This window comes from Actinomadura sp. HBU206391 (assembly GCF_014323665.1).
Lineage (GTDB): Bacteria > Actinomycetota > Actinomycetes > Streptosporangiales > Streptosporangiaceae > Actinomadura_C.
Map to the genome: position 1 here is coordinate 355,186 of NZ_JABVEB010000001.1, position 24,476 is coordinate 379,661.

General features: G+C 70.4%; 23 protein-coding genes. 13 read left to right on the forward strand and 10 right to left on the reverse strand.

Annotation, left to right across the window (positions count from 1 at the left end; translation table 11 throughout):
* Positions 1-144: 144 nt before the first annotated feature.
* A complete protein-coding gene (locus HKK72_RS01770; RefSeq protein ID WP_315987014.1) occupies positions 145-1,284 on the forward strand; it encodes a serine hydrolase domain-containing protein in 1,140 nt (379 codons plus the stop codon).
* A gap of 186 nt (positions 1,285-1,470) precedes the next feature.
* On the opposite strand, the gene HKK72_RS01775 is transcribed toward HKK72_RS01770, so the two are convergent.
* The 5 genes from HKK72_RS01775 to HKK72_RS01795 form a co-directional block, all read right to left on the reverse strand.
* Entirely contained in the window at positions 1,471-2,310 is an 840-nt protein-coding gene (locus HKK72_RS01775) for an alpha/beta fold hydrolase (protein WP_187232402.1), read from the reverse strand.
* A gap of 5 nt (positions 2,311-2,315) precedes the next feature.
* Complete coding sequence (locus HKK72_RS01780) at positions 2,316-2,858, reverse strand: TetR/AcrR family transcriptional regulator (protein WP_187232403.1); 543 nt, start codon at positions 2,856-2,858, stop codon at positions 2,316-2,318.
* 113 nt (positions 2,859-2,971) lie between these two features.
* The gene (locus HKK72_RS01785; protein ID WP_187232404.1) at positions 2,972-5,497 is read right to left on the reverse strand and encodes an FtsX-like permease family protein; all 2,526 of its coding nucleotides are present in this window, start codon (positions 5,495-5,497) and stop codon (positions 2,972-2,974) included.
* A gap of 2 nt (positions 5,498-5,499) precedes the next feature.
* Entirely contained in the window at positions 5,500-6,258 is a 759-nt protein-coding gene (locus HKK72_RS01790) for an ABC transporter ATP-binding protein (protein WP_187232405.1), read from the reverse strand.
* On the reverse strand, positions 6,255-6,494 hold the full coding sequence (locus HKK72_RS01795; RefSeq protein ID WP_187232406.1) for a hypothetical protein: 240 nt from the start codon (positions 6,492-6,494) through the stop codon (positions 6,255-6,257). The genes HKK72_RS01790 and HKK72_RS01795 overlap by 4 nt, the downstream gene beginning before the upstream one ends.
* Positions 6,495-6,713: 219 nt before the next feature.
* On the opposite strand from HKK72_RS01795, the gene HKK72_RS01800 reads away from it, so the two are divergent.
* From HKK72_RS01800 to dxs, 5 genes are all read left to right on the forward strand, one after another.
* The gene (locus HKK72_RS01800) at positions 6,714-7,985 is read left to right on the forward strand and encodes a sensor histidine kinase (protein WP_187232407.1); all 1,272 of its coding nucleotides are present in this window, start codon (positions 6,714-6,716) and stop codon (positions 7,983-7,985) included.
* The gene (locus tag HKK72_RS01805) at positions 7,973-8,632 is read left to right on the forward strand and encodes a response regulator transcription factor (protein WP_187232408.1); all 660 of its coding nucleotides are present in this window, start codon (positions 7,973-7,975) and stop codon (positions 8,630-8,632) included. Before HKK72_RS01800 ends, HKK72_RS01805 begins: the two co-directional genes overlap by 13 nt.
* Positions 8,633-8,869: 237 nt before the next feature.
* Positions 8,870-9,406 (forward strand): hypothetical protein, encoded by a 537-nt coding sequence (locus HKK72_RS01810; RefSeq protein ID WP_187232409.1) that lies wholly within the window; start codon positions 8,870-8,872, stop codon positions 9,404-9,406.
* A gap of 123 nt (positions 9,407-9,529) precedes the next feature.
* Entirely contained in the window at positions 9,530-10,189 is a 660-nt protein-coding gene (locus tag HKK72_RS01815; RefSeq protein WP_187232410.1) for a GntR family transcriptional regulator, read from the forward strand.
* Between the two features lie 32 nt (positions 10,190-10,221).
* On the forward strand, positions 10,222-12,111 hold the full coding sequence (dxs, locus tag HKK72_RS01820; protein ID WP_187232411.1) for a 1-deoxy-D-xylulose-5-phosphate synthase: 1,890 nt from the start codon (positions 10,222-10,224) through the stop codon (positions 12,109-12,111).
* 82 nt (positions 12,112-12,193) lie between these two features.
* Here the strand turns inward: dxs and HKK72_RS01825 are convergent, their stop codons facing one another.
* Together HKK72_RS01825 and HKK72_RS01830 are read right to left on the reverse strand one after the other, a co-directional pair.
* On the reverse strand, positions 12,194-12,886 hold the full coding sequence (locus HKK72_RS01825; RefSeq protein ID WP_187232412.1) for a response regulator: 693 nt from the start codon (positions 12,884-12,886) through the stop codon (positions 12,194-12,196).
* Positions 12,883-14,118 (reverse strand): sensor histidine kinase, encoded by a 1,236-nt coding sequence (locus HKK72_RS01830; RefSeq protein WP_187232413.1) that lies wholly within the window; start codon positions 14,116-14,118, stop codon positions 12,883-12,885. Before HKK72_RS01830 ends, HKK72_RS01825 begins: the two co-directional genes overlap by 4 nt.
* 202 nt (positions 14,119-14,320) lie before the next feature.
* Here HKK72_RS01830 and HKK72_RS01835 point away from each other — a divergent pair, with 202 nt between their 5' ends.
* The 6 genes from HKK72_RS01835 (at position 14,321) to HKK72_RS01860 (ending at position 18,596) form a co-directional block, all read left to right on the forward strand.
* Positions 14,321-14,869: a hypothetical protein gene (locus tag HKK72_RS01835; protein WP_187232414.1), complete on the forward strand. Its 549-nt coding sequence runs from the start codon at positions 14,321-14,323 to the stop codon at positions 14,867-14,869.
* A 128-nt stretch (positions 14,870-14,997) separates the two neighbouring features.
* Complete coding sequence (locus HKK72_RS01840) at positions 14,998-15,591, forward strand: hypothetical protein (protein ID WP_187232415.1); 594 nt, start codon at positions 14,998-15,000, stop codon at positions 15,589-15,591.
* Positions 15,592-15,727: 136 nt separating this feature from the next.
* A complete protein-coding gene (locus tag HKK72_RS01845; protein WP_187232416.1) occupies positions 15,728-16,159 on the forward strand; it encodes a PPOX class F420-dependent oxidoreductase in 432 nt (143 codons plus the stop codon).
* Positions 16,159-17,148: an aldo/keto reductase gene (locus tag HKK72_RS01850; RefSeq protein WP_187232499.1), complete on the forward strand. Its 990-nt coding sequence runs from the start codon at positions 16,159-16,161 to the stop codon at positions 17,146-17,148. Before HKK72_RS01845 ends, HKK72_RS01850 begins: the two co-directional genes overlap by 1 nt.
* A gap of 135 nt (positions 17,149-17,283) precedes the next feature.
* Positions 17,284-18,015, forward strand: coding sequence for a hypothetical protein (locus HKK72_RS01855; RefSeq protein WP_187232417.1), 732 nt, complete (start codon positions 17,284-17,286; stop codon positions 18,013-18,015).
* Positions 18,012-18,596 carry a hypothetical protein gene (locus HKK72_RS01860; RefSeq protein ID WP_187232418.1) on the forward strand — a complete coding sequence of 195 codons (585 nt, stop codon included), beginning with the start codon at positions 18,012-18,014 and terminating at the stop codon, positions 18,594-18,596. The genes HKK72_RS01855 and HKK72_RS01860 overlap by 4 nt, the downstream gene beginning before the upstream one ends.
* A 24-nt stretch (positions 18,597-18,620) precedes the next feature.
* On the opposite strand, the gene HKK72_RS01865 is transcribed toward HKK72_RS01860, so the two are convergent.
* The 3 genes from HKK72_RS01865 to HKK72_RS41970 form a co-directional block, all read right to left on the reverse strand.
* Positions 18,621-18,968 carry a type II toxin-antitoxin system PemK/MazF family toxin gene (locus HKK72_RS01865; protein ID WP_187232419.1) on the reverse strand — a complete coding sequence of 116 codons (348 nt, stop codon included), beginning with the start codon at positions 18,966-18,968 and terminating at the stop codon, positions 18,621-18,623.
* Complete coding sequence (locus tag HKK72_RS01870; protein ID WP_187232420.1) at positions 18,955-19,185, reverse strand: ribbon-helix-helix domain-containing protein; 231 nt, start codon at positions 19,183-19,185, stop codon at positions 18,955-18,957. Before HKK72_RS01870 ends, HKK72_RS01865 begins: the two co-directional genes overlap by 14 nt.
* 72 nt (positions 19,186-19,257) lie before the next feature.
* Positions 19,258-20,700: a TerD family protein gene (locus HKK72_RS41970; RefSeq protein WP_222720183.1), complete on the reverse strand. Its 1,443-nt coding sequence runs from the start codon at positions 20,698-20,700 to the stop codon at positions 19,258-19,260.
* A gap of 420 nt (positions 20,701-21,120) precedes the next feature.
* Between HKK72_RS41970 and HKK72_RS01880 the strand changes: the two genes are divergently transcribed.
* Positions 21,121-24,447 carry a hypothetical protein gene (locus tag HKK72_RS01880; RefSeq protein WP_187232421.1) on the forward strand — a complete coding sequence of 1,109 codons (3,327 nt, stop codon included), beginning with the start codon at positions 21,121-21,123 and terminating at the stop codon, positions 24,445-24,447.
* The last annotated feature ends 29 nt before the right edge of the window (positions 24,448-24,476 follow it).

Sequence of the window (24,476 nt, forward strand, 5' to 3'; positions counted from 1 at the left end):
CACTCCAGTGCGTGGGATCGATCATGCGGCCGCTCATCGACAGGCTAGGTGACGTAGCAAAGCGGACTCCCATCCACACAACATGGAGTGTTTCTCATGTCACGCACCCCCACCCAGTCCACTTCCCCTCGGCGTCCCCAGCGTGTGCGGGGGCGGATCCTGGCGGCGGCGGCACTGACGGCACTGACGGGGATCGTGGCGGCCGGCATTCCGGCCGCCGCCGCGAGTGGCCCCGGCCGCACCGCCGACGTGGTTCAGGGCACTCTGGACAGTCTGGTGAAAAACGATAAGTATCCGGGTGCGCTGGCGGCGGTTCGTGGGCCTGATGGGCGGACCCGCGATTACACCGCTGGTGTGGCGAATGTGAAGACGGGGGCGAAGGTGCCCGTTAACGGGCAGGTGCGGATCGCCAGCAACACCAAGATGTTCGTCGCGACGGTGGTGTTGCAGCTGGTGGGCGAGGGCAAGATCGGCTTGGATGAGCCGATCGAGACGTACCTGCCGGGCCTGGTCCGCGGGGAGGGCATTGATGGCCGGAAGATCACGGTCCGGCAGGTTCTGCAACACACCAGCGGTCTGGCCGATTACGACGTCGAGCTTGTCGGGGAGGACTACAGCAAGGTCCAGCACCGCTACTTCGAGGCGCGGGAGCTGCTGGACGTGGTGCTGGCCCAGAAGTCTCTGTTCGCTCCGGGCACCGGCTGGAGTTACAGCAATGGCAACTATGTGCTGGCGGGTCTGATCATTCAGAAGGTCACCGGTCGTCCCGTGGGTGAGGAGATCACCAAGCGGATCATCGACCGGATCGGGCTGCGTCACACCTACTGGCCCGCGATCGGTGACCAGAGCATCCGTGAAGCCCACCCGCAGGGGTACTTCCCGAGTGCTGATGGGTCGCTGGCTGATGTCACTCAGCTGGACCCGTCCATGGCAGGGGCGGCCGGGCAGCTCATCGGCACGCCACGCGACCTCAACCGTTTCATGACCGCACTGCTGGGCGGTGAGCTGCTCAAGCCGCAGCAGCTCAAGCAGATGAAGACCACCGTTGCGGCCGATGACTTCTCCGCCACCGGCGGCGCCCGCTACGGACTCGGTCTGGCCGCGTTCAAGCTGAGCTGCGGCGGCTGGGCCTGGACACACGGCGGCGACTCCCCCGGCTATGTCACCCGCAACGCCGTGACCAGTAAGGGACGAGCGGCCACCATCGCCGTCAACTCCAACGTCACCTCCCTCGTCGCCGCCCAGAACTTCGAGGCCGCCCTCGACACCGCACTCTGCAAGTAGACAGACGCGGTCAGGCCCTGACCACCAGGGCCGGTCACAGTACTCACGAGGGTCGAGGACAGGTTTCCCAAACCGTCCTCGACCCTCGTCGGCGTTCCCGCCGACCGGGAAACGTCTACTCGACCGGGGCGACTTTCCGGCGGCCGGAGCGATGGCTTCGGTACCTGCTCACGTGCGGTGTGGCGGTCAGCGGGATGAGGCGCCAGGGGTGTGCGGCTCGGGGCGGTCGAGGAAGGGTCGGACCGCGGCGAGGAAGGCCTGCGGATCCTCGGCGAACGGGGCGTGGCCGGTCGGCAGGGGGTGCCAGGTCGCGTGCGGTATCGACCGGCGCGCGGATCGGCCGTCCTGGCCGAGCAGCGGGTCGCGGGTGCCCCAGAGCAGCAGCGTCGGCGCGGTGATCTGAGCCGCGCGCGAACGAAGGTCATGTTCAGCGTTGGTGAAACTGCGCCAGATCGCTGCCTCCACGGCGATACCGACCCGGTCACCGCGCCGGGCCTGGTCGCGGGCGAGCATCTCCTGGACGACCGGAGTGCGTTCGCGCAGATAGAGCCGGGGCAGCCGTCCGACCAGCGCACGCGTCATGGTCTCGGTGCCCTTGAGGCGGGCGACCGCGCGGGTGAGCGGGTTGTGGCGGGTGAAGCCGCCGCTGTTGACCAGGATCAGGGCCGTTACCGCCTCGGGATGGGTGATCGCCAGCCGCGCGGCGGCGTACCCGCCGACGCTGTTGCCGATGAGCGCGGTCCGCCGTAGACCCAGGCCGGCCACGACAGCGGGCAGGATGCCGGCGTAGGCCATCGCAGTGGTGGTCCCCGGCTGTGGCGGGGCGGGCGAGTTCCCGTAACCCGGCCAGTCCACCGTGTAGGTGGTGTGCCGTTCCGCCAGTGCCGGCACGACGGCGGCGTAGTCGCGCCCGTCTCCCGGGTTGGCGTGCAGGAGGAGCACCGGTGTTCCCGCGCCTCGTACGGTCACCACGACCGGCCCCAGGGCGGTCCCGACCGTCGAGGTCGTACCGGCGGTGTCGGTCATCGTCGTCACCCGCTCACGTAGTCGGTGAGCGCGGCCCGCAGCTCCGGGAGCGGTGTTCCCGCCGCGGACTCGGCGACGGCGACCTCGGCGGCCATCACCACCCATAGCCGCGCCGCCTGTACCGGCCGGCTCCACCCCATCGCCGAGAAGTCCGGGGCCGCGAGGTCGGTGAACTGTTCGTTGCGACGCGCGACCTCGGCGGGCAGGGCCGGCTCGGCGCGCGCCTCGACCAGCAACGCCCGGGTGCCCCTGTCCTGCCGGCACCCGTCAAGGTAGGCCCGTGTTCCCGCGAGCAGGTGGTCGCGGCCCGGCGGCAGATTCTCGGTCGCCGCCGTGACGAGCGCGGCCAGCCGGTCATGGAAGCAGCGGTGGAGTTCCAGAAGGAAGGCCGCCCGGTCCTTGAAATGGTGGAAGAAGCTGCCCTTGGCGACGCCGGCCGCGGCCACGACCTGGTTGACGCTCACCCGGGTCAGCCCGGACTCATCCGCGAGCGCCAACCCCGCTTCGGTCAGCGCCTTCCGCTTCGCATCCGGATCTCTCACACGCATGGCACGGACAATACTAACGACCGACCGGTCGGTCAATAGCGAGAACAAAATAAATGATCTTGTGGAGCGGTGCCGGTACGAGGACCAGGCCCCGTACCGGCACCGCACCGTCGTCAGCCGCGGGTGAGGGCCTGGGCGGGCGGGGTGCGCAGCGCCCGGCGGGTGGGGATCTCCATGGTGAGGAAGGCGATTCCGGCCACCACGACCGCGACGGTGGGCGCGAGCCAGACCGGTCCGGCCGGCCAGGGGCGATGCAGGAAGCTGAGGCCGAGGAGCGCGAGGGGCACGACGGACAGCAGGAGGCCGGTGCTGAGCGCGACGGTGCAGATCAACGCCGCCTCCCGCCGCATCATCGATCGGATCTGGCGTGGCGTGGCACCGATCAGCTGAAGCGCGGCGAGTTCGTGGCGGCGCCCGGCGGTGGTGGCGATGAGCTTGTTGGCGATGCCGAGGAGGAGATACCCGAGCAGCACCGTGAGGATCGCGACGTTGATCCACAGCTCGGGCGGTATCGTGCTCTGGCCGCCTGGGGTGCGCGTGGCGTCGCCGAGGGCCAGGCCGGGGCGGGACGCGGCGAACGCGGCGAGGCCCCGCCGAGCGGTGTCCGTGCCGTCGGTACGGATGAGGATGCTCTGGTCGAGTCCCGTCGTGGTGTGCCCGGCGGCGAGGTCGCTGGAGAGCGCCACGGGACCGAAGCCGAGGCCGCGGGCGTAGGTCGCGACGACCCGGGCGTCGACGCGGGCACCGTCGCCGAGGATCAGGTGCACCGTGCTGCCCACCGACGCCTTCCGTGTTCTGGCGACGCCGGCGTCGACGGCGACGGTGTTGCCGGTGAGCTTCGCCAGGCTGCCGGCCCGTACATCGAGGTCGAGGACGCCCGGTGCGGCAGGGGTCAGGACCCGTGCGGACTGGGCGTCGACCTCGACGTCGCCCGCCATCTCATGCGGCCACATGACCGTGGTGGTGGTGACCGGGGCCGCGGCCTGCACTCCGGGCGTGGCCCGTACCGCGGCGGCCAGGTCGTCGGGTACCCCTCCGAGCCCGGGTGCGCTCATGCTGAACTGCGCCCGCGTACCGGCGCTGACGTCGTCGGACGTCGCCTTCAGCACGGTGGTCTGGGTCAGGGCGTAGGTGAGCGTGAACACCACGGCCATGGCGAGGGTGGTGATGGCACCCGCGACGCGCATCGCGTACCCGTGGCTGTTGGCCACGGCCAGCCAGGTCGGTGCCGACGCACGCGAGGACACCTTCCGCAGCGCGCGCCCGATCCGGCTGACCAGAACCGGGCCGGCCAGGCCGAGGCCGATCGCCGCGAGGATGCCTGCGAGGGCCGTCACCGCCGCCCCGGCCTGTGATCGCGCCAGCAAGGGCGCGACCGAGACGACGTTCGCCGCGATGAGCACCAGCACGCCGGCGAAAGCCCGGCCCTTCGAGGGGGTACGGGGTTCGCTGTGCGACTCGGCGACGGCCTCGGTGGCCGGCATCCGGGACGTACGCCATGACGCGCACCAGGCCGACACCTGGACGACCACGACCAGCAGGAGCGCCGCCGCCACCGCGGGGAGCGGACCGAAGGTCAGCGGCAGCGAGGACGGCAGCATCCCGGCCGATACCAGCAGCAGCCGGAGCCGTTCCGCCAGCAGGTAGCCGAGGGGGATGCCGGGCAGCAGCGTGGCCACCGTGAGGATGACGGCCTGCGCGGAGGCGAGCCGGCGGACCTGCCGTGGAGTCGCCCCGACGGCACGCATGAGGGCGAGGTCGCGTCGCTGGGCTCCGATCGACACGGCCAGTGCGCCGCCGACGATGAACCCGACGACCAGCAGGGTGACCCCGGCGAGTGAGCCGGCGAGCATCGGCAGGAGGCCCCGGGCGGCCATCACCTCGGGGGCCTGCACGTCACCTCGGGCCGATCCGGTGGACACGACCAGTCCGCCGCCTCGCGCGAGGTCGCGGGCCTTCGCGGCGACCGACGCGCCGGCGCCCGGGGCGGTGCGCAACGCGACCAGGTCGACGGTGCCGGCCTTGGAACCCTGGCCGGCCAACCGCATCGCCGTGGAGTCGGCGAAGAAGATCCCGGCATCGGCGGTGGTGACCACCGCCGAGACACGGTACGTGGCCCGGTGACCGGCAGCGATCACCTGCAGCCGGCCGCCCGGCGCCACGCCCGCGGCGGCCGCGGTGTCGTCGTCCACGGCGACCTCGAGCGGACCGGCCGGTGCCGTACCGGCCACGTGCGGACGGTCCAGCAACGCGGTCGAGGACCAGCCGTGCCCGGCGGCTCGCGGATCCCCGCCCGGTACGGCACCGCCCCGCTGGTCGACGGCGGCGGCGGGAAAGCTCAGGTCGCCGATCGCCGCGGTGACGCCGGGCAGCCGCGCCAGCCGTCCGACCAGCTCACCCGGCACCCTCGCGCGTTCCGGCAGCGCGATCGGGAGATCCCCGTCCGGCGTGAACGTCTGGTCGGCCGAGACGACGATGTCGGCCCGGGCCAGCCGGTCGACCGGTGCGTGTGACCGCAACCCCGACTCGGCCAGCACGCCGATGCCGGTGAGGAACGCGGCGCCACCCAGCGTGGCGCACGCTATGGCCAGGAGCGCGGCGATCCGATGGCGCGCCATGCGCGATGCCAGGTACAGCATCTCTACTCCATTTCCAGGGTGGTGATGCGGTGTGCCAGCTCGGTCGCGGTGGGCTTCTCCAGCGCGTCCACGACCCGTCCGTCGGCCATGACCAGTGCCAGGTCCGCTCGCGCGGCGGCGGCCGGATCGTGGGTGACCATCACCACGGTCTGGCCGAGGGCGTCGACCAGGTCGCGCAGCAGGTCGAGCACCTCACGGGCGGTACGCAGATCCAGCGCGCCGGTCGGCTCGTCACCGAACACCACCGCCGGTTTGGTCACCAGCGCCCTGGCGATCGCGGCCCGTTGCTGCTGGCCACCGGACAACTCGGCCGGGCGGCGGGCCAGCCGGCCGGCCAACCCGACCCGCTCGACCAGTGTCTGCACCCAGTCCCGGTCCGGCGCCTTGCCCGCCAGCCGCAGCGGCAACGTGATGTTGTCCGCGATGCTGAGCGACGGCACCAGGTTGTAGGACTGGAACACGAATCCGACACGTTCGCGGCGCAGCTCGCTGCGACGGGTCTCGTTCAACCTGCCGATCTCGGTGCCGCCGATCGAGACATTTCCGCTGGTAGGCGTGTCCAGACCGGCGGCACAGTGCATCAGCGTGCTCTTGCCCGACCCCGACGGTCCCATCACGGCGAGGAACGTGCCGGGCTCCACGGTGAGCGACACCTCGTCGAGCGCCCGGACGCCGCCGGGATAGGTCTTGGAGACCTGCTCGAGCGCCACGGCGGGCACCTGCCGCGTCTGGGGGTGGCCGTGTTCGGCGGCGGTTCTCATCGGCGTCGGTGCTTGTAGTGGTGGACGACCAGCGCGGTGGCGCAGGCCAGAACGACCAGCCCGAACCCGGCCCCGACGAACATGTTCGCGCCGGTGCTCGAGATCACCGCGTTGGCGGCGGCGCTGATCACAAGCAACACCCACAGCAGCGGACGTACGATCCCGCCTGCGGGACTCGCCGGCGGTAGGGAATCGGACGCCTCAGGCGCCTCGGAGATTTGGTAGAGATCCTGCACGGCGTGCTCCTGGGTCTCGATGGGCCGGTGGTCGATGGCCGGTGGCTGATGAGCCCGGTGGTTGACGAGCTCAGTTGACGAGCCACAACGCTACGAGCGGTGATCGCCGTGGACGATCCAGCCAGCGAGCCGCTCTTGGTACAGCAGGCTGTACTCCTTGGCCGGCCGCCTGACAGAGATCAGGACGGCGTCCTAGGGTCTCGGTCCGAGGAGGTACGGATGCCCGAGCACGGATCCAAGCCGACCGGCCTGAGGCGGGCCGTCCGACGGAATGTCATGGCCCGCGGCCGTGTCACCCTGGACGCGCTCGAACATCTCGTCGGCGGTCTCGGCACCGCGGTCCTGGCGTTCGTCGCGCTGTTCTGGATGGCCCTCGTCGCGCTGGCGTGCGTCGTCGGCGTGGGCCTGGTCCTGGCGCCCACCGTGCCGCGCCTCGTACGCGCCGTCGCCGACCGCGAACGCGCCCGGCTCTCTCGATGGGGTCCGGAGATCATCGGTCCGGAGCCGGCACCGGCCCGGGTACGGGCGGCCTTCGCCGACCCGGCCGTGCGGCGGGACCTGTGCTGGGTGCTCGTCCACGGCACGTTCGGCCTGTTCATCGGCGCGGCCTGTGCGACGATGCCGCCCCAAGCCGTACAGGACGTCACGTACCCGCTTTGGTGGCGGCTGGTGAAGCCGGAGGCGAGCAGCCCGAACCTGGTGTTCTGGCCCGTGGACGACATGCTCAGCGCTTTCGCGGTCGTGCCCGTGGGCCTGGGGTGGATCGCCGTCCTCATCGGCCTCGGGCCGCGCATGGCCCGGCTGCAGGCGTGGCCGGGCCGGCGGCTCCTGACCCCGCCTCACGACACCGACCTGTCCCTGCGGGTCGCGCAACTCTCCGCCACCCGCGCCGCCGCGCTGGACGCCCACGCCACGGAGCTGCGGCGCATCGAACGGTCACTGCATGACGGCACGCAGAACCGGCTCGTCGCCGTCACCGTGATGCTCGGCGCGACCCGCCGCGCACTGGCGCGGGACCCCTCCAGTGCCGATGCCATGCTCGAACGCGCGCAGGACGCCGCCGAGCAGGCACTGGCCGAGCTCCGGACGGTCGTCCGCGGCATCCTGCCGCCCGTCCTGGCCGACCGGGGGCTCGCCGGTGCGCTCTCCGGGCTCGCGGCGGGCTGCGGAGTTCCCTGCCGGATCGACGTCGACGTGCCCGGCCGGTGCGCCGCCTCCACCGAGGCCACCACCTACTTCGTGGTGGCCGAGGCGCTCACCAACGTCTCCCGGCACAGCCGGGCCCAGAACGCCACCGTCACCGTACGCCGCCAGGACGACCGGCTGTTCCTGCGCGTCGACGACGACGGCCGCGGCGGCGCGGACCAAGGCCACGGCTCCGGCATCGACGGCATCCGCCGCCGGGTCGAGGCGCACGACGGTCGCCTGACCATGACGAGCCCACCCGGTGGGCCGACGACACTCGAGGTGGAGCTGCCATGCGGATCGTGATCGCCGAGGACGACCCGCTGCTGCGCGAAGGACTCGCGATGCTGCTGCGCGCGGAGTCCCTCGACGTGGTGGCGACCACCGACGGCCCGGACGCCTTCCTCGCCGCCGTCGAAGCCCACGATCCCGATGTCGCCATCGTCGACGTACGGATGCCGCCGACCCACACCGATGAGGGGATCAAAGCGGCCGTCGAGGCCAGGCGCCGTCGGCCCGGCCTGGCCGTACTCGTGTTGTCCGCCTACGTCGAGCAGGCGTTCGCCACCGACCTGCTCGCCGGTGGCGCGGGCCGGCTCGGATATCTGCTCAAGGAGCGGGTCGGCCGCGTCGAGCAGTTCCTCGACGCACTGCACCGCGTGGCCGGCGGGGGAACCGCCATCGATCCTGATGTCGTCGCGCAACTGCTCACCCGTACCCGCCCCGACACCGAACTGGAACGGCTGAGCCCCCGGGAACGCGACGTGCTCTCCCTGATGGCCGAGGGGCTGGGCAACACCGCCATCGCCGAGCGGCTCTTCGTCACCGAGGGCGCGGTTCACAAGCACATCCGCAGCATCTTCGCCAAGCTGGGCCTGGCACCGACCGATCGGGCGGACCGGCGCGTCACCGCCGTACTTCGCTATCTCGAAGACACCCAGCGCCGAGGCTGAGACCCACGTGGCGCCCTCGAGGGCCGGTGTCCCAGTGGGCCGTACGACGATATGGCGCAATACCTGACGAACGGCTTGCCGTTCACGAGGTTCGGTGGGAGCGTCTGACCACCGGGGAAGATCGTCGGTGTCGGTGCGTACTGGGGAGGTCATATGTGGCCTGGGGCGAACTCGCCGGGAATGCCCGCAGGTCCGCCGCGGACGAAGGCGCCCATCCGGCCCAGGGCAGGCTGGTATGTGCTCCCCGCCGTCCTGTTCCTGGTCGCAGTGGCCGAGCTCGTGGTCTTCGTCGCCCTCAACTACAGCGGCCTCCGGGTCGCCGACGACCCGAACGGGACAGGTCCCGCAGCGGCGGGGGCCCAGATCTATCTGGTCGAGGGCCATCACTACTTCGTCTATGTCGAGAACACCGCCTCCGCGCCCACGGCCTGCGCGGTCGCCGCGATCGACGGGTCTGGGCCGGTCGCCCTCACGAAGAAGAATTCCTGGAGCGCGACCACGACCCAGTCCGAGGCCGGCCGGACCTACCGATACACCGCGTCGTTCAGGTCACAGGTGACCGGCACGGCCATCGTGAACTGCCAGGGCGTCAACGGCGGGCTGATGGTGAAGCCCGACGACACCGTGTTCGGCTACTTCGCCGTCGCCTTCATGGTCGCCGGTGGCGTGGCGCTGCTCGCGTCCATCGCCTTCGTGATCATCATTCTGCGGCGCAGCGGCGCCAAGCGAGCGGCACTCGCCGCATCACATCCGTTCCAGGGGCAGTACGGCTGAGGACCGCCGGATTGAGGTACTCAGGCCCCCTACGGCATCGGCTCTGACGCCGCCCTCCGCTACACCACTGCCCTGCACGCACCCTATTGCATATTGGTGGTTACCGGTAATATGTTACAGATTATGTTCGGTTCGGGGAGTACGGTCCGGCGGGTCAGCTTGCGGGATCAGGCGCTCGCTGTGATCCGGAAGGCGTTGGTCACGGGTGAGATCACATCTGGGCGGGTGTATTCGGCGGCGGGATTGGCGGCCGAGCTCGGGGTGTCCAACAGCCCGGTGCGGGAGGCGATGCTGTCGTTGGTGGACGACGGCTTGATGGAAGTGGTGCCGAACAAAGGGTTTCGTGCCGTCTCGCTGTCCGAGCAGGATCTTGCCGAGATCTTCGAGATGCGGATGATGCTGGAGGTGCCCGCGACCGGCCGCGCCGCCGAGCTCGGTCTCGGCGACCGCCTGCCAGAGCTGGAAGAACTGGTCGACAGGATCGAGCGAACCGCCGCCGACGGTGACCTGACCGGAAATCTGGAAGCCGACCGCGCGTTTCACCTCGGCCTGCTGGAGGCGACCGGAAATCGTCGTCTGGTCGCGACGGTGACACGGCTCCGGGACCAGACACGATTGCACAATCTGGGGACGCTGGCCGTGACCGGTGACCTGGTCGCGTCGGCGGCCGAGCATCGCCCGATGCTGACGGCCGTCGTCGACGGCGATCGGGCGGGTGCCGAGGCGCTGATGCGCCGTCACCTGGCGCATATCCGCACCGATTGGTCGGGCGAGGTTCCGTGAGCGGCACCAGGTCGAATAAGGAGGAACGGTCAGTGAGTGTCTTGGCAACGATTCGCGGACCACAGGACGTCAAGGCACTCGATCCCGAAACGCTGCCAGGGCTGGCGGCGGAAATTCGGGCGTTCCTGATCGAGGCGGTAGCGCGTACCGGCGGGCACCTGGGGCCCAACCTGGGTGTGGTGGAGCTGACCATCGCGCTGCACCGGGCGTTCGACTCCCCACGTGACCGGATCGTCTTCGACGTCGGCCACCAGGCGTATGTGCACAAGTTGCTGACCGGACGGCAGGACTTCTCCGGGCTGCGGCAGGCCGGTGGCCTGTCCGGCTACCCCAGCCGGGCCGAGTCCGAACATGATCTGGTGGAGAACCAGCACGCCTCGGCCGCGTTGTCGTGGGCCGACGGGCTTGCCGCCGCTCAGCGGCTGACGGGTCGCGATGGGCACGTGGTCGCCGTGGTCGGAGACGGCGCGCTGACCGGCGGGATGGCCTGGGAGGCGCTGAACAACATCGCCGCCGCAGCGGACCGGCCGCTGGTGATCGTGGTCAACGACAACCAGCATTCCTATTCGGCCACCATCGGCGGGCTCGCCGATCACCTGGCCACCCTGCGCACGGCCGACGGCTACGAGCAGATCCTGCGCTTGGGACGGTCGGTTCTGGAGCACACGCCGGCCGTGGGACGTCCGCTGCTGGCCGCCCTGCATGGCGCCAAGAAGGGCTTGAAGGACGCGATCGCTCCACAGTGCCTGTTCGAGGATCTGGGGCTGAAGTACCTGGGCCCGATCGACGGGCACGACGCAGCCGCGGTCGAGTCCGCACTGCGGCACGCGAAGGATTTCGCCGGGCCCGTGATCGTCCACTGCATCACCGAGAAGGGCCGGGGCTACGCCCTCGCCGAGCAGGCCGACGAGCGCTTCCACCAGGTCAAGGTCATCGATCCGGACACCGGCCACCCGATGTCGGCCGCCGGGCGCGACTGGACGTCGGTATTCGGCCAGGAGATGGTCCGGCTCGGAGCCGAACGCGATGACATAGTCGCCATCACCGCCGCCATGAAACGCTCCACCGGACTGGAGGCCTTCGCCCGCCGCTACCCAGACCGCTTCTTCGACGTCGGCATCGCCGAGCAGCACGCCGCGGCGTCCGCCGCCGCGATGGCCACCGCAGGGCTGCACCCTGTCGTCGCCGTCTACGCGACATTCCTCAACCGCTGCTTCGACCAGATCCTCATGGACGTAGCCCTGCACCGATGCGGCGTCACGTTCGCCCTCGACCGCGCAGGGATCACCGGCGACGACGGCGCCTCCCACAACGGCATGTGGGACCTGGCCATCCTGCAGGCCGTCCCCGGCCTGCGCATCGCCGCGCCCCGCGACGCCGACCAGCTACGAACACAACTACGCGAAGCCGTCGCCGTCGACGATGCCCCCACCGTCGTCCGCTACTCCAAAGGCGCAATCGGCCCGGCCATACCCGCAACCGGCCGCGTCGGCGGAATGGACGTCCTGCGCGGTCACGCGGAGGACCCGGCAGACGTGCTCATCGTCGCCATCGGCGCGCTCGCCCCGATGTGCCTCGACGTTGCCGAGCGGCTCACCCAGCACGCAATCACCGCCACCGTCATCGACCCACGCTGGATCAAGCCGCTGGACGAACAGCTATCGGTGCTCGCCGCCCGGCACCGACTGGTCATCACGGTCGAAGACGGCATTCGCACCCCCGGCATCGGCACCACGATCGCCCAGGCCCTCCGTGACACCGACACCGACGTCGCGATCCGCGAATTCGGCGTCCCGACCAGGTTCCTCGATCACGCCACCCGCGACGACGTTCTTGCCCAGGCCGGCCTCACCGCCGCCGAAATCACCCGCCAGACCACCGCCGCGCTCCGCCCGACCATGAACGGAAGCCGATCGACGTGACGACAGCGGCCCGCGGCCGTTCGGCTGAGGATCGCCGGATTCAGGTGCTCAGGCTCCCCTACGGCGTCGGTGTTGCGGCCGCTCAGCCGGTACGGGTGTCGCCGGAGCCACCGGCGGGACTGACGATGCCCGACTCGTAGGCGAGGACGACCAGCTGGATCCGGTCGCGGGCGCCGAGCTTGGAGAGCAGGTTGCTGACGTGGGTCTTGGCCGTGGCCCGGCTGATGTGGAGGCTCTCGGCAAGCTCGGCGTTCGACCGGCCGGCGGCAACGTGAACCAGCACCTCGCGTTCCCGCTCCGTCAGGGTCGCCAGGGCGGCCGGTACGGGGCGGTGGGCGGGGGCGGTGCGGCTCACGAACTCAGTGATCAGCCGGCGCGTGATCGTCGGTGTGAGGAGGGCCTCGCCTGCGGCCACCACTCTGATCGCCTCGATGAGGCGCTCTGGCGGGGTGTCCTTCAGCACGAAACCGCTGGCACCGGCTCGCAGCGCTTCGAACACGTACTCGTCATGGTCGAAGGTCGTCACCATGAGAACCCGTGTCGGCGTGGCGGAACCGGTCGCCATGATGCGGCGGGTGGCCTCCAGGCCGTCCATGACCGGCATGCGCACGTCGAGGAGCACCACGTCGGGTCGCAGGGTCCGCACCGACTGCACCGCCTGGGCGCCGTTGGCGGCTTCGCCGACAACGGTCAGGCCGGGAACCGCGTTCACCAGTGCTCGGAAACCTGCACGGATGAGTTCCTCATCGTCGACCACGAACACGCTGACGCTCATCGGTCCTCTCCGTTGTCGGCCGCCCCGATCGCCGGGAACCGTACGGATACCCGGAACCCGCCCTCGGCCCGGGGCCCGGCCTCTACCGTGCCACCGAAGATCGCGGCCCGTTCGCGGATGCCGACAATGCCCCACCCGCCGCCCCCGGTGGCCCGGCCGGGGAGCCCATCCCTGCTCCCATCGTCGGTCACCTCGACGTGCAGTCCCTCGTCGCCGTACTCGACGATCACTTGGGTGCGCGTGCGCCCCGCGTGTTTGACGACATTGGTCAACGCCTCCTGCACGATCCGATAGGCCGACAGCTCCAGCGTGGGAGGGAGCTCCGCCGGTACGCCGCGCCGTTCAAGCGTCACCTCGGCACCGGAGGCGGTCACCTGCTCCACCAGCCGGGGCAGGTCGTCGAGCCGCGGCGCGGGAGTCGTCGCCTTGTGCTCACGGACGGCGCCGAGCAGCCGGCGCAGTTCGCCGAGCGCACTGCGGCTCACCGCCTCGACCTCGGCCAGAGCGGTACGCGCCTCGTCCGGCTCGGTGTCGAACAGCATGCGGCCCACACCGGAGCGTACGGCGATGACGCTGAGGTTATGGGAGATCACGTCGTGGACCTCGCGTGAGATCTGCAGGCGCTCCTCGGCGACGGCACGCCGGGTGCGCTCCTCATCCTCCCGGCGCTGCCGGTCCGCAAGCTCGGCCCGGTAGCAGCGATGGGCCCGCACCGCGTCGCCCGCGAACCAGCCGGCCATCGCCGCGACGACGTGCACGGCATTCTCGTCGGGCGAGTACAGCCAGGTCGCGATCCACGCCGCGGTGAAGGTGGTCGCCAGGACCCCGGCGAGGGCCGCGAGCGAGACTCGCCGAGGAAACCGCTCGGCCACGGTGTACATGGCCAGAGCGACGCCGGGCCCGGCGTTGCTTCCGAACGGGGTGAACCGCACCGAAAGCGCGGTGGCCGCCACCGTACAGGCCACCACGATGACCAGAACCGCCATCGGCCGGTGTCGGCGTACGGCCAGGGGGAGGGAAGCTCCGGCACCGAACGCGAGGATCGCCAGAGGCTGATCGCCCTTCGGCGGGCCGCCGAACAGCACCGGCATGGTCGACCCCACCAGCAGCGCCACCGCCACCACGGCGTCGACCCGGCGCCAGGCGAGCGGACTCAGCCCGCTGACCAGCGATCCGACCCGCCTACTCAGCGGTGCCCGCGCCGCCGCACCTCGGTGATCTCCTTCGCTCATGCCGTGACGGTACCGACGCGAGTCCTCCCGATCATCGGTCGCCGGACTCGATGAGGTCTCCGTCGCCAGGCCTACCGGCTCCGTGGCATCGGCCGCGCGGCCGAGCCCGATCGCGTCCCCGTGGCCGATGACCTACCGGTCCGGGCGATCCGACCATGGGTACCGCGAACACCACCGAGGAGAACCCCCCGAGGAGAGCCGCATGAGTAAGTCCAGCACCACCTCCACCCCGACCTCCACCACGGCCCTGCCGTCGATGCCGCACCGCCGATCGCCGACGGGCGGGCGTGCCTGGCCCAAGGCGATGCTCTGCCACAACATTCATGCCCTCGTGGCGCTGCCGGTGGGTCTGGCCGGCCTCATCGCCGCGCTGTTCGGCCGGCCCGCGCCGGTAGGCCGTACTCAGCGGGTGCTCGCCCGCCGCCTGCTCGGCGTACCAGTGGCCGAAGCCGCGATGTCGTCTCGCGGGCAGACCCGCCGGGTCCTCCGGTACAGCCTGGTGTGCCTGCCCGCCGACCTGTTGTCGTTCGCGCTGCTCGGATCGGCATGGGCGGTGTTCATCGCCAGGGGCGTGCTGTACCCCGTGTTCGGGGCCGATCATCTGGAGCGATCGTGGGGTGGTCCGAGTCTGGCCGGCGCCTGGGCGGCCCATTTCATCCAGGGACCACCTCTCCTGTTCGTCGTCACTCTGGTCCTGTGGCCAGTCAGTCGATACCAGGCCAGGCTCGCCCGCCGGCACTTCGGAGCCTGACGCCGCTTGCTGGAGGGCCCGTCGAGGGGCCTCTTGTCGCCGGCTGCTCGTAGCCGGATCCGGCCGGGTTCCCGCCTGTGGCATACTGCGACGCTCTCCGGCCGCGCTGCCCAGAAACGGAAGCCCCCATGTCTGACGACGAGGACGAGGTCACGAGCTACGTCGCCGCGTGTCCCATAACCCCTGAACTGGTCCAGCAGATCGTCGGGCTGACGGAACTGTCATGGGACGACCCGAAGGGCACCGGCCTCGCGATGCGCGGCCTCGGCTGGCGCAGTGACGAAGTGCCGCTGGACCCGGGGCGATTCGTCACCGGCGAGGGCCACATCGTCTACGGCGACGGCTGCTTCGCCATGCCGTTCTCCTATAGCTACTGGGTGGACGGTGAGATGATGCAAGACGACTTCTGGGGCTTGCTGCGCGGCTGGTCCAGCCTGGAGGATCCCGGCCCCCAGGTGTTCGACGCGCACGTCAACGCGGCCATCGACCGGTTCGCCGAGCGACTCGGCCGGCCGGAGCACGACGTCAGCACCGAGGCCAGGGGCCGGTACTCATGGCGGTACGCCGCCTGGCGCCGTGGCGGGAACGTCCTCGTGGTCGGCCAGACCCTCGACGGCTTCTCCTACCACCAGCACGAACAGGCTCTGGTCTACATCGGCGCCCTCGCCGAGGACGCGCCCTTCCCGACAGCGGCCGAGTTCGCCGGGTTCCTCAGCTGGTGACGCATGGGTGCCCGTGACGATCGCAGCCGGAAGACAGGGGCCGAGCGCACGGCCGGCGCCGCCACGATCGTCGCCCTGTCAGTGCCAGCCTTGCCACGGCCTTCCCGGCGCCCGCGCGACCCCACAGACTGAGCTCATGACCTTCACCCCCAACGAGATCGAATATCTGAACGGCCAGCTGCTCGGGCGTCTGGCCACGGTCGGCCCCGGTGGCCGGCCGCACATCACGCCGGTAGGGGTCTTCTACGACCCGCAGACCCAGACCATCGTGATCGGGGGCCACGCCGGCACCGACATGGCCGGGAGCAAGAAGTTCCGCGACGCAGAGCGCCACCCCGAGGTCGCGTTCGCCGTGGACGACCTGGCCTCCGTCGATCCCTGGACCCCGCGCGGCATCGAGATCCGGGGACATGCGGAGACGCACACCACCGGGGGCGAAGAGGTCGGCGAGCGCATCGGCGCCAACATGCCGTTCGACTCGGCGTGGATCCGCATCCGCCCGCGGCGGATCCTGGCGCGCGGGATCGACACCGACTCCTTCGAGCTGTCCGCAAGGGACGTGGCGTGATGCGTTATCGGCTGCTCGGACCGACCGGGCTGCGCGTCTCGGAGCTGTTCCTCGGTGCGATGACCTTCGCCGGGCCGGACGAGGCCCGCAGGATGATCGACCTGTACGCCGACGCGGGCGGCAACGTCATCGACACCGCCTCCGCGTACGGCGACAGCGAAGAGGTCCTCGGCGGCCTGCTCCAGCACCGGCGGGACCGGTTCGTGCTGGCCACCAAGTACACGTTGTCCCGGGACGGCACGGACCCGAACGCCGGCGGCAGCCACCGCAAGAACCTCGCCCTGTCCCTGGAGGCGAGCCTGCGGCGGCTGCGCACCGACTACATCGATCTGTTGTGGGTGCACACCTGGGACGAGCACACGCCGATCGAGGAGACCATGCGGGCGCTGGACGACGTCGTCCGCGCCGGGAAGGTCCTGTACGTGGGCGCGTCCAACCTTCCCGCGTGGCTCGTCTCCCGGGGGAACACCCTGGCCGAGTGGCGCGACTGGACTTCGTTCGCCGGCCTGCAGGTGCCCTACAGCCTGCTCAAGCGCGACATCGAGCGGGAACTACTGCCCATGGCCGAGGCGTACGGAATGAGCGTGGCAACGTACGGGGGGCTCGCCGGCGGTGTGCTCTCGGGCAAGTACTCCCGCCCCGGCGACGCCCCGACCGGCACCCGGGTCGACCCCGCCTCGCTGACTCCGCGCGACCATCAGGCGGCGCAGGCCGTACAGGAGGTCGCCGAGGAACTCGGGGTGACCGCGTCGCAGGTCGCGATCGCCTGGACCCGCACGAGGTCCCGCGCGGTACATCCGATCATCGGCTCGCGCAACGCCGAGCAGCTCGCGGACAACCTGGCCGCCATCGACGTCACCCTGCCGGCCGAAGCGGTGGATCGCCTGGAGTCGGCGGTGACGTTCGACCTGGGCTACCCGACCGACATGAACACCGGGCCCCGCCCATGGCTGCACGGCGACGGGAAGGCCAGGCTGGAGGGCCGCTGAAGTGTCGTGCCACGCGACGGACAACGCACAATGGTGGATGATCCAGCAGGGCATTCTGTAACGGGTGAGGGGGACGAAACGCTCCCTGTAGAAGAACGCGTGCGACCGAACCGAAGAACGAGGATTCACTCTCGAATGAGCTTTTCCGACCCGCTGGGCGCGGCGACCGTCGCCCGGTTCGGGCTCTGCCGGCCGAACGAGCAGTTGCTCTGGGCCACCTATCGGAAGGTCCTCCATTACGACATCGAAGGGCTGGAGGCCTCCGGCCGACGCCGGAAGGGCCCTCTGCGCCGGGGAGGGTACGACGTGGTCGCCTCGGCCGTCAGCGGAGTGCACGAGATCCTTGGGGGTGACGGCATTTTGGGCGCGGGCCCTCCGGCGCCTGACCTGCTCGTGTTCGGACCGGCGCCGGGTTGCCATGCCCACCAGGCCGGAGCCGGGATCGCGGCTCCCGGCCGTCCGCAGAAGCGCCTGTGGGTGCTGACCTCGACCCGGCTGGCCGTGTTCAAGGTCGGTGGTCCGCAATCGGGAGAGCCGGAGGACGGGTCGCTCGTGGACAAGGCGGCCAGGTTCGGCAAGGGACTCGTGGACGCGGGCAAGGGCATCGCCGAGCTCGCCACCGACACCAGGGAGAGATACGGCGACAACATCGAGGGTGAGCCGATCACCGCGCCCGAGTGGTCGACTGTCACCGAATTCCGGCGCGAACACATCGCCGGTGTGGCGGTGGTCGAGCGAGGCGACGAACGTAACAGGCCCTGCATTCGGGTGTCGCTCATGGACGGTTCCGGGTTCGACTTCCTGCTCCCCGAGGGCGATCCGGCGATGCTCGAGTACATCGCCGTCCTGACGAGCGGTACGCGATGAACGCGGCCGTCGAGAAGGACGACAAGACCCTCGAGAAAGAGCTGACCAGGCACTGGCTGCGGCCGGGCGAGCGACTCCTGTTCGGCTGCGCCCCGATCCACGGGTACGTCCTCGCGCAGATCGCAGCCGAGACGCGGCACCCGCACGAACCACTCCGCCAGATGCCGACGCTGAAGCCGGCCCCGTGTCTGTGGCCGCTTCCCGCGAAGAGCGTGCTCGACCACTGGACCGACGATCCGACTGTGGGCTTCTTCGTGCAGGCACAGCATCAGGACCAGCACGCCGTCCACTTCGGCGATCATTTGGCGCACAGCAAGGGCGAGGCCCGCCTGGTGCTGAGCAGCCAACGCATCTCGATCGTCTACCCGACGAACCTCCTGCACGCCCCCGCTCCCGGAGCACCGCGGTTCACGACGTTCTGTGAGCTCCCCGTGGGGCAGGTGCGAGGTCTCTCCGCGCCCTTCGCCGGCCGAAGCGTTCCTCCGGTCCAGGTGATCGGGGTCGATTTCGTCGACGGCTCGACCCTGCATCTGCGCGACCCCCTGGCCGGCCTCCTCGTACACCGCGCCCAGAGCCGATAGGCGATCAGCCCGCGGGGGCGCGGGTCAGAGGCTCAGATGGAGACGGAGGGCGTCGTCCAGCAGTCGGAGCGTTGATCCGGGTACGACGCCGATGCGTCGTTGCAGCCTGTCGCGTGCGACTGAGCGGACCTGCTCCGCCTGCGCTTTCGAGTCCGCCTTGAGCCCGCATTCCGATGCGCTGAGTGCCACCTGGAAGGGAAAGACTTTCTCGACGTTGGAAGTCACGGGCACAACCGTGATCACGCCGCGTCCAGTCCGGTCCGCGATGCGGTTCGCGGCGTCATTGCTGACGATCACTGCGGGCCGGAGCTTGTTCGCTTCACATCCGCGTGCCGGGTCCAGATCAACCAGGTAGACGTCACCTCGCCGCATCGGCGATCCCATCCGCCGAGGTCGCGTCCCAGATGGCGGTGTCCTCCCCGCCGTCCCACTCCTGCCATGCCGCTGCGTAGGCGTCTTCGAGATCTACCGAACGAAGCAGCGCGACGGCCTGGTGCAGTACGGCCGACCTGGACTTGGCTCCGGTCCGAGCCGCGTAGTCATCGATGAAGGCGACATCTTCGTCAGGGATGCTCACACCGACTTTCATACCATCGATGCTACTGACGTACTGACCATTCGGCCAGTTCGGTGGGAAGGTCAGTTGGTAAGGACGTCTTCGTCACTCGACGTTGACGCCGTGCGCGCGGGCCAGTTCGTTCAAGCCGCCGGCCCATCCCTGGCCGACGGCGCGAAGCTTCCATACCGGGTGGCCGTTGACGGTGTGCCGGTAGAGCTCTGTCGTGATCATTGCGCTGATGCTCGGGTCGGTAGGGGGTTCGAACTGCCACGTCTCGCCGGTGGCGCACTTGATCTGGAGGGACGCGTGCGTGAGGGCTCCGCAGGTGAGTTCGGTATCCACGTCCATGTTGATGGAGACCACGACCCGCTGGACATGGGTCGGCAGTGCGGACAGGTGGATGGTGGCTCGTTCGACGCTGCCCGGTCCCTCGGTCTTCTTGCCCACCAGGCGTGCCGCGCCGTGGGCGGCGGTGGGCTGATGGTAGAAGACGAAGTCCTCATCGCCGGTGACGCGCCCGTCCGCACCGGTCAGCAGCAGCGTCAGGTCCGCGTCCGCCCCTGCGGAGGTGAAGGCCACGACCAGGCCCTGGTACGCGTCTTCGGGCAGGACCAGTGTCTGACCCGGAGCCAGGAGCACGGGCGGCTCATGGCGCGGAGCCGGGTGAGCACTCCCTTGAGCCGGCCGAGCCGGCCGAGGAGACTGAGGAGGCGGCGGAGCCGGGGCGGTCTCCTGCTTCCAGTGAGCGAAAGGCCGCACCTGGTAGGGGTCCCCCTGCATGCGGGTCCGTACGGGTACGGCCACCGCGGGTCCGGCCTCCACCTCGTTCACAGATGGCTCCTCGGTGCCGGGCACGTCCTGGGCGTTGTCCAGTAGAGCCCGCAGCCCCGGCTGCCGATCGATGTCCAGGGGCTTGACCGAGGTGGACAGGTCGACCGATGAGGTCGTGGAGACCGAGCAGGCCACGTCCTGTCCGACGTCCAGGAAACGCAAGGCGTCCTGTGGCTCTTGCCACCGGGCGGACTCGATCGCGTCGCGAGTCCACCGACCGTACGCGACGATGCCGAGGCGCTGCGTGTCGGGCATACGAGTCAAGACCGCCAGGTCGATGGCCCTGATGCCCGGTGCGGTCGCGAACGCCTCCTTGAGCGTCGCGATCACATTGGAGCCCATCATGGTGAGCCACCACAGCACGCGGTCGTGTCCGGACAGCTTCTTCAGCGTGGGCTGCCCGCCGGGTGTCAGGCCCGGGGTCTGGTGGGGCAGCGTGTCGAGGTCGTACTGGCGCATCAATACCGACAAGACCGTGCCCTCGACCCCGACCGCGCAACCTGCCACCGGGTTGTCGGAGAAGGCGGCGTTCACCACTTCGCAGACGGTGTCCTGGTCGTTACCGATGAGCTCTTGCCACCACTCATCGGCATCGGCCGTCAGCTGCTGATGCATCTGGTGCAGCCGTGCCTGTTCGGCGGCCAGATAGGCGGCCGCGTCCTGCTCTGCTCTCTGCCTCGCCGCTGCCCGGTCGGCCCGCGCGAACCTGCCCACACCCTGCAGATGAGCTGGGCAGGCGACGGCGTGATGGAACGAGTTCGCGCGGACCGGCGCGTGGCCGTGCTCGTCCGGTTCCCGTCCGCGGATGTCGAGGCGTAGAACGGCCCCATCCCGGTGTAGACCCGCGTACCGCCGGGCCCAATGCCGACCCGCGCTGCCCGAGGCCTCACGGACGTCCGTACACCTCGCTTCGACACACGCACCCTCAAGCCGGGAATACCGACACGAAAGCCGAACCCCATACAGCCTCCCTGCTGCGATCTTCCACCACACGGCAGGCGTTGCGCACCTCAGAAAGGGTTGCCGACAGGCGCGAAGCCGTCCGGAGCCCCGGCGCACCCAGCCCGTCCGCGCCGACCAGCAAGAAGACTGAAAAAACGCACCTTGTCCGTTGTCTCTGCCACGATGCCACCCATGCCACGCATGCCAACGACACGGCAGGGAGAGCGGCGGATGTGGGTTCCGGCGGGAGACGGGTACGAGCTGAGTCTCGACGGGGCGGAGCTGTCGTGCCGTGACGATCAGGGCCAGGTCTGTGAGCCGATCCCCCGGCGGGTGCTGGAGACCAGCGCCTACCCCGCCTGGGCGCTGATCCACGATCCGGGCAATGCCGAAGCCGGCCTCGAGGTCGTCGCCGGTCTGGAGCGGGCGGCCCGCAGCAAGTCCAGCGACGCGGCGTCCACCTATGTGTGGCTGGCCCGCTCGCTGCCGGCTCCGCACCTCCCCGTCTTCTGGGAGCATGCCGGCCGAGCTCTGATCAGGGCGGGTGACGCCAAGCGCGCCGCCGTCGCGTTCGGCCGGGCGCGCGAGGCGGAGGACACGCACGCGCTGCACGTCGACGAGACCGTGTGGTCGGCGTCGCATCTGGAGTTCGCCGCGGCCGGGGCACTGAGCGCCAAGTCGACCGACGCCTTCGCGGCCGGGCTGCGCGACCGGCTCGAACCGGTGCGCGCCCTCGAAGCGCTGACCGAACTGGCCGTGGTGCGCACGCGGAGCGGGTCACCGCCATGGCCGGGGCTGGCCCGTCAGGTCACCGCGCTCGCCCGGGCCGCCGGGCGCGACGCGATCGCCGAGCAGCAGCGGCTGATCGAACGGCTCCTGCCGCTGCCCGCGATCCGCCAGACCCCGTTCGCCCTGTGGAAGGCCTGGCGGCCCGCGCTCGTCCCGCCGGCCAAGGCCACACCCGGGGTACGCGCCCTGCTGCTCGACCTGTTCCCGGTCGCCGACGACATCGACGGCTGGTGGCTCGACCTCCTCGACGAGTGCGCGGCGCTGGCCGCCCTGACCGGCGACGACCCCTCCGGACCAGAGCCTCTCGACGGCGCGGCCGGCTGGCTCACCCGCGCCGTCCTACACCCCCAGCGGGTCCGCCGCGACCGGACCCGCCGGCCCCTGCCACGACAGCTCGCCGCACTCATCCCCAGGATGAGCGCGCGGCTCGCCGCCGACGCGACCCCCGTCCGGCTGGGCGAGTCCGACCGCTGGGACGGCCCGCACGGGTGGGATCGCTTTCTCCGCGTCATCGATGTACGGGTCCTGGAGGCATGCCTCGCACACGACGTGCCCGTGGCGCCTCCCGCCGAAGACACCTCACTCGGTCTCGACTACTGGATGTCCGACCGGGATCCGGGCGAGGACATCCCCGCGCTGGCCGCCGACCCCGACTTCGCCCCTCTGCTGCACAAGGCGATGGACCGCTACCGCGACCGCGGCGATCTCGAACGAGTTCCCGCGCTGCGTCCCCTGCTCCAGGCCGCGGTCGGCGGGCGGCCGACGGGTTCAGAGGCGATCCCACGGCATCCGCTGGACGATGCCAAGGTCGCCCGCGCGCTCTATGGGCTGTCCGAGCGTTGGGTCTCCTCGAACGACAGCGGAATGCTTCGCGGCATCCAGCTCGCCGGCCGTCTCCTGGACGGCTCGCTGGCCCCGGACGCGCTGGAGCCGGATGGGTTCAGGGCGATGAACAGCTACTTGTGGTTGCCGTTCATCGGCCGGATCGGGGCGGTCGCGCTGCGCGCCGTGGCCGCGTCGACCCGCGTCGAACGCCGGGAGCGGCTGCTGGCCCTGCTGGAGGTCTGGGCCGAGACCCCGTTCGCCGACACCGGCGCCAGGCTGCGCACCGGTATCGCCGAGACCGAGCGGTCGGCCGTACGCGGTGAGCACGGCACGGCCGTCGCCGTCGGCTGGGCGGGCGAAGGGCGGCGCCGCTTCATCGACGTGCGCGACGGTGCGGGCGAACCGCCGTCGCTGGGACCCGTCACCGACGTCAACGATGTCCTCAAGGGGTGGGGCGGGGCCGACCGGCTGCGCCGCCTCGTCTCCCTCGTACGGGACCGCGGCCCCGTGCCGTGGGACCAGGAAGCAGTGGGCCTTCTCGCCCGGCGCACCGGGCTGAGCCGCCCCGCGGCGGCCCTCACCCTCGCCGGCGTTCCCGGCAGCGGGAGCTACAACCCACCGTTCCTGGACGCCAACGAGCGCAAGATCTTGCGGCTCAAGGCGGCGGAGGCCGACGACGCCAGAGCGGAGCTCGGCAGGCTCACCGTCGAACAGCGGCTCGATCTGCTGGCGTCCGTACTGCCCGACGACCCCGCCGACCTGTGGGAGCCGGGCGGGCTCCACGCGGTGGCCGAGCGGGTGGCCGAGACGTGGACCGCGCAGTTCGGTCGCAGGGTCGGCGTGCCCGAGGCGACCGTGGCGGCGGCGGCGGCGCTCGGCTCCCGCCTGCCCGCCGCCGAGATGTGCGCGGCGCTCGCCGATCCCCGCGCCGTCCCCGTCCTCACCACCGACGTGGACTCCTGGCTCGAGAAGGGCAAGTACGGAATCACGATCACCAGCCTTGACCTGGCGGCCTGGAGGTTCGAGGAGCTCCTCAGCACTCTCACCCTGGGTGTCTGCTGGGCCTATGCCGAGCTGCCCGCCGGTGACCCGGTCAGGACCGGCGCTCCCGAGGCGGTGGAACTGCTGCGCGAGCGGCTGGCCCACTCGGGGCTGCTGCTGAAGGCGGGCAGCCCCGGCTTCCGTCACAAGACGATCGAGGACCTGCGCGCCCGATTCGGTGACGAGCCGTACCAGGGCCCGCAGCCGCTCGACGTGGACAGCGTCGACGATGGTCTGACCGTCGGCATCATGGGCTCTTACTCACCCGACCTGTTCTTCCGGCCCGCGCTCCTGGGCGAGGACGCGCGAACCCAGGCACTGCTCACCACGGCCTCGTACGGGAACTGGACGCTCACCGACGTCCGGTGGCTGCTCGGCGAGGCTTGCGACCGCATGATGGCGCGGATCCGATCCGGGGCACTTCCCGAGGGCGCCTACGAGGCGGACCCGCTGGCCGCCGTCCCCGACCTGGTGACGGAGGTCGCCGAGCGGTTCGGGCTGGAGCCCGACCCGGCCGCCCTCTACCTTCAGCTGCTGACGCTGCTGAGACCCACCGACCGGAACGTCCGTACCTGGAACGGCTGGAAACCGCCTCGGCACAAGGCCGCGGTGGCGGCACTGACCGGACGCGGCCTGGTGATCGAGGCCAAGCGGGCCCGGGCCGGACGCGAGGTGTTCCTGCCGGGCGGATGGGTCAACGCCGACAAGCCGCACCTTCCACTCGAATCATGGAAGGCGAAGCTGTACGGGCTGTCAGTCTCCGCCGACGGAAAGACCGGCGGCCTGTCCAGGCCGTGGCGGCCGCTGCCCGAGCTGTACGCCGCGGCCTGGCAGCGCGTCCTGGACGGTGATCAACCGGGCTGAGTCGATGACGCAGGGTCGCGGACGGCGCG

What these genes read in the sequence shown, in the direction of transcription:
- HKK72_RS01880 (WP_187232421.1), top strand. Translation starts at nt 21,121, where the DNA reads ATGCCACGCATGCCAACGACACGGCAGGGAGAGCGGCGGATGTGGGTT.
- HKK72_RS01825 (WP_187232412.1), bottom strand. Translation starts at nt 12,886, where the DNA reads ATGAGCGTCAGCGTGTTCGTGGTCGACGATGAGGAACTCATCCGTGCA.
- HKK72_RS01785 (WP_187232404.1), bottom strand. Translation starts at nt 5,497, where the DNA reads ATGCTGTACCTGGCATCGCGCATGGCGCGCCATCGGATCGCCGCGCTC.
- HKK72_RS01840 (WP_187232415.1), top strand. Translation starts at nt 14,998, where the DNA reads ATGTCTGACGACGAGGACGAGGTCACGAGCTACGTCGCCGCGTGTCCC.
- HKK72_RS01845 (WP_187232416.1), top strand. Translation starts at nt 15,728, where the DNA reads ATGACCTTCACCCCCAACGAGATCGAATATCTGAACGGCCAGCTGCTC.
- HKK72_RS01855 (WP_187232417.1), top strand. Translation starts at nt 17,284, where the DNA reads ATGAGCTTTTCCGACCCGCTGGGCGCGGCGACCGTCGCCCGGTTCGGG.
- HKK72_RS01860 (WP_187232418.1), top strand. Translation starts at nt 18,012, where the DNA reads ATGAACGCGGCCGTCGAGAAGGACGACAAGACCCTCGAGAAAGAGCTG.
- HKK72_RS01775 (WP_187232402.1), bottom strand. Translation starts at nt 2,310, where the DNA reads ATGACCGACACCGCCGGTACGACCTCGACGGTCGGGACCGCCCTGGGG.
- HKK72_RS01850 (WP_187232499.1), top strand. Translation starts at nt 16,159, where the DNA reads ATGCGTTATCGGCTGCTCGGACCGACCGGGCTGCGCGTCTCGGAGCTG.
- HKK72_RS01815 (WP_187232410.1), top strand. Translation starts at nt 9,530, where the DNA reads ATGTTCGGTTCGGGGAGTACGGTCCGGCGGGTCAGCTTGCGGGATCAG.
- HKK72_RS01780 (WP_187232403.1), bottom strand. Translation starts at nt 2,858, where the DNA reads ATGCGTGTGAGAGATCCGGATGCGAAGCGGAAGGCGCTGACCGAAGCG.
- HKK72_RS01835 (WP_187232414.1), top strand. Translation starts at nt 14,321, where the DNA reads ATGAGTAAGTCCAGCACCACCTCCACCCCGACCTCCACCACGGCCCTG.
- HKK72_RS01870 (WP_187232420.1), bottom strand. Translation starts at nt 19,185, where the DNA reads ATGAAAGTCGGTGTGAGCATCCCTGACGAAGATGTCGCCTTCATCGAT.
- HKK72_RS01805 (WP_187232408.1), top strand. Translation starts at nt 7,973, where the DNA reads ATGCGGATCGTGATCGCCGAGGACGACCCGCTGCTGCGCGAAGGACTC.
- HKK72_RS01790 (WP_187232405.1), bottom strand. Translation starts at nt 6,258, where the DNA reads ATGAGAACCGCCGCCGAACACGGCCACCCCCAGACGCGGCAGGTGCCC.
- HKK72_RS01800 (WP_187232407.1), top strand. Translation starts at nt 6,714, where the DNA reads ATGCCCGAGCACGGATCCAAGCCGACCGGCCTGAGGCGGGCCGTCCGA.
- HKK72_RS01830 (WP_187232413.1), bottom strand. Translation starts at nt 14,118, where the DNA reads ATGAGCGAAGGAGATCACCGAGGTGCGGCGGCGCGGGCACCGCTGAGT.
- HKK72_RS01865 (WP_187232419.1), bottom strand. Translation starts at nt 18,968, where the DNA reads ATGCGGCGAGGTGACGTCTACCTGGTTGATCTGGACCCGGCACGCGGA.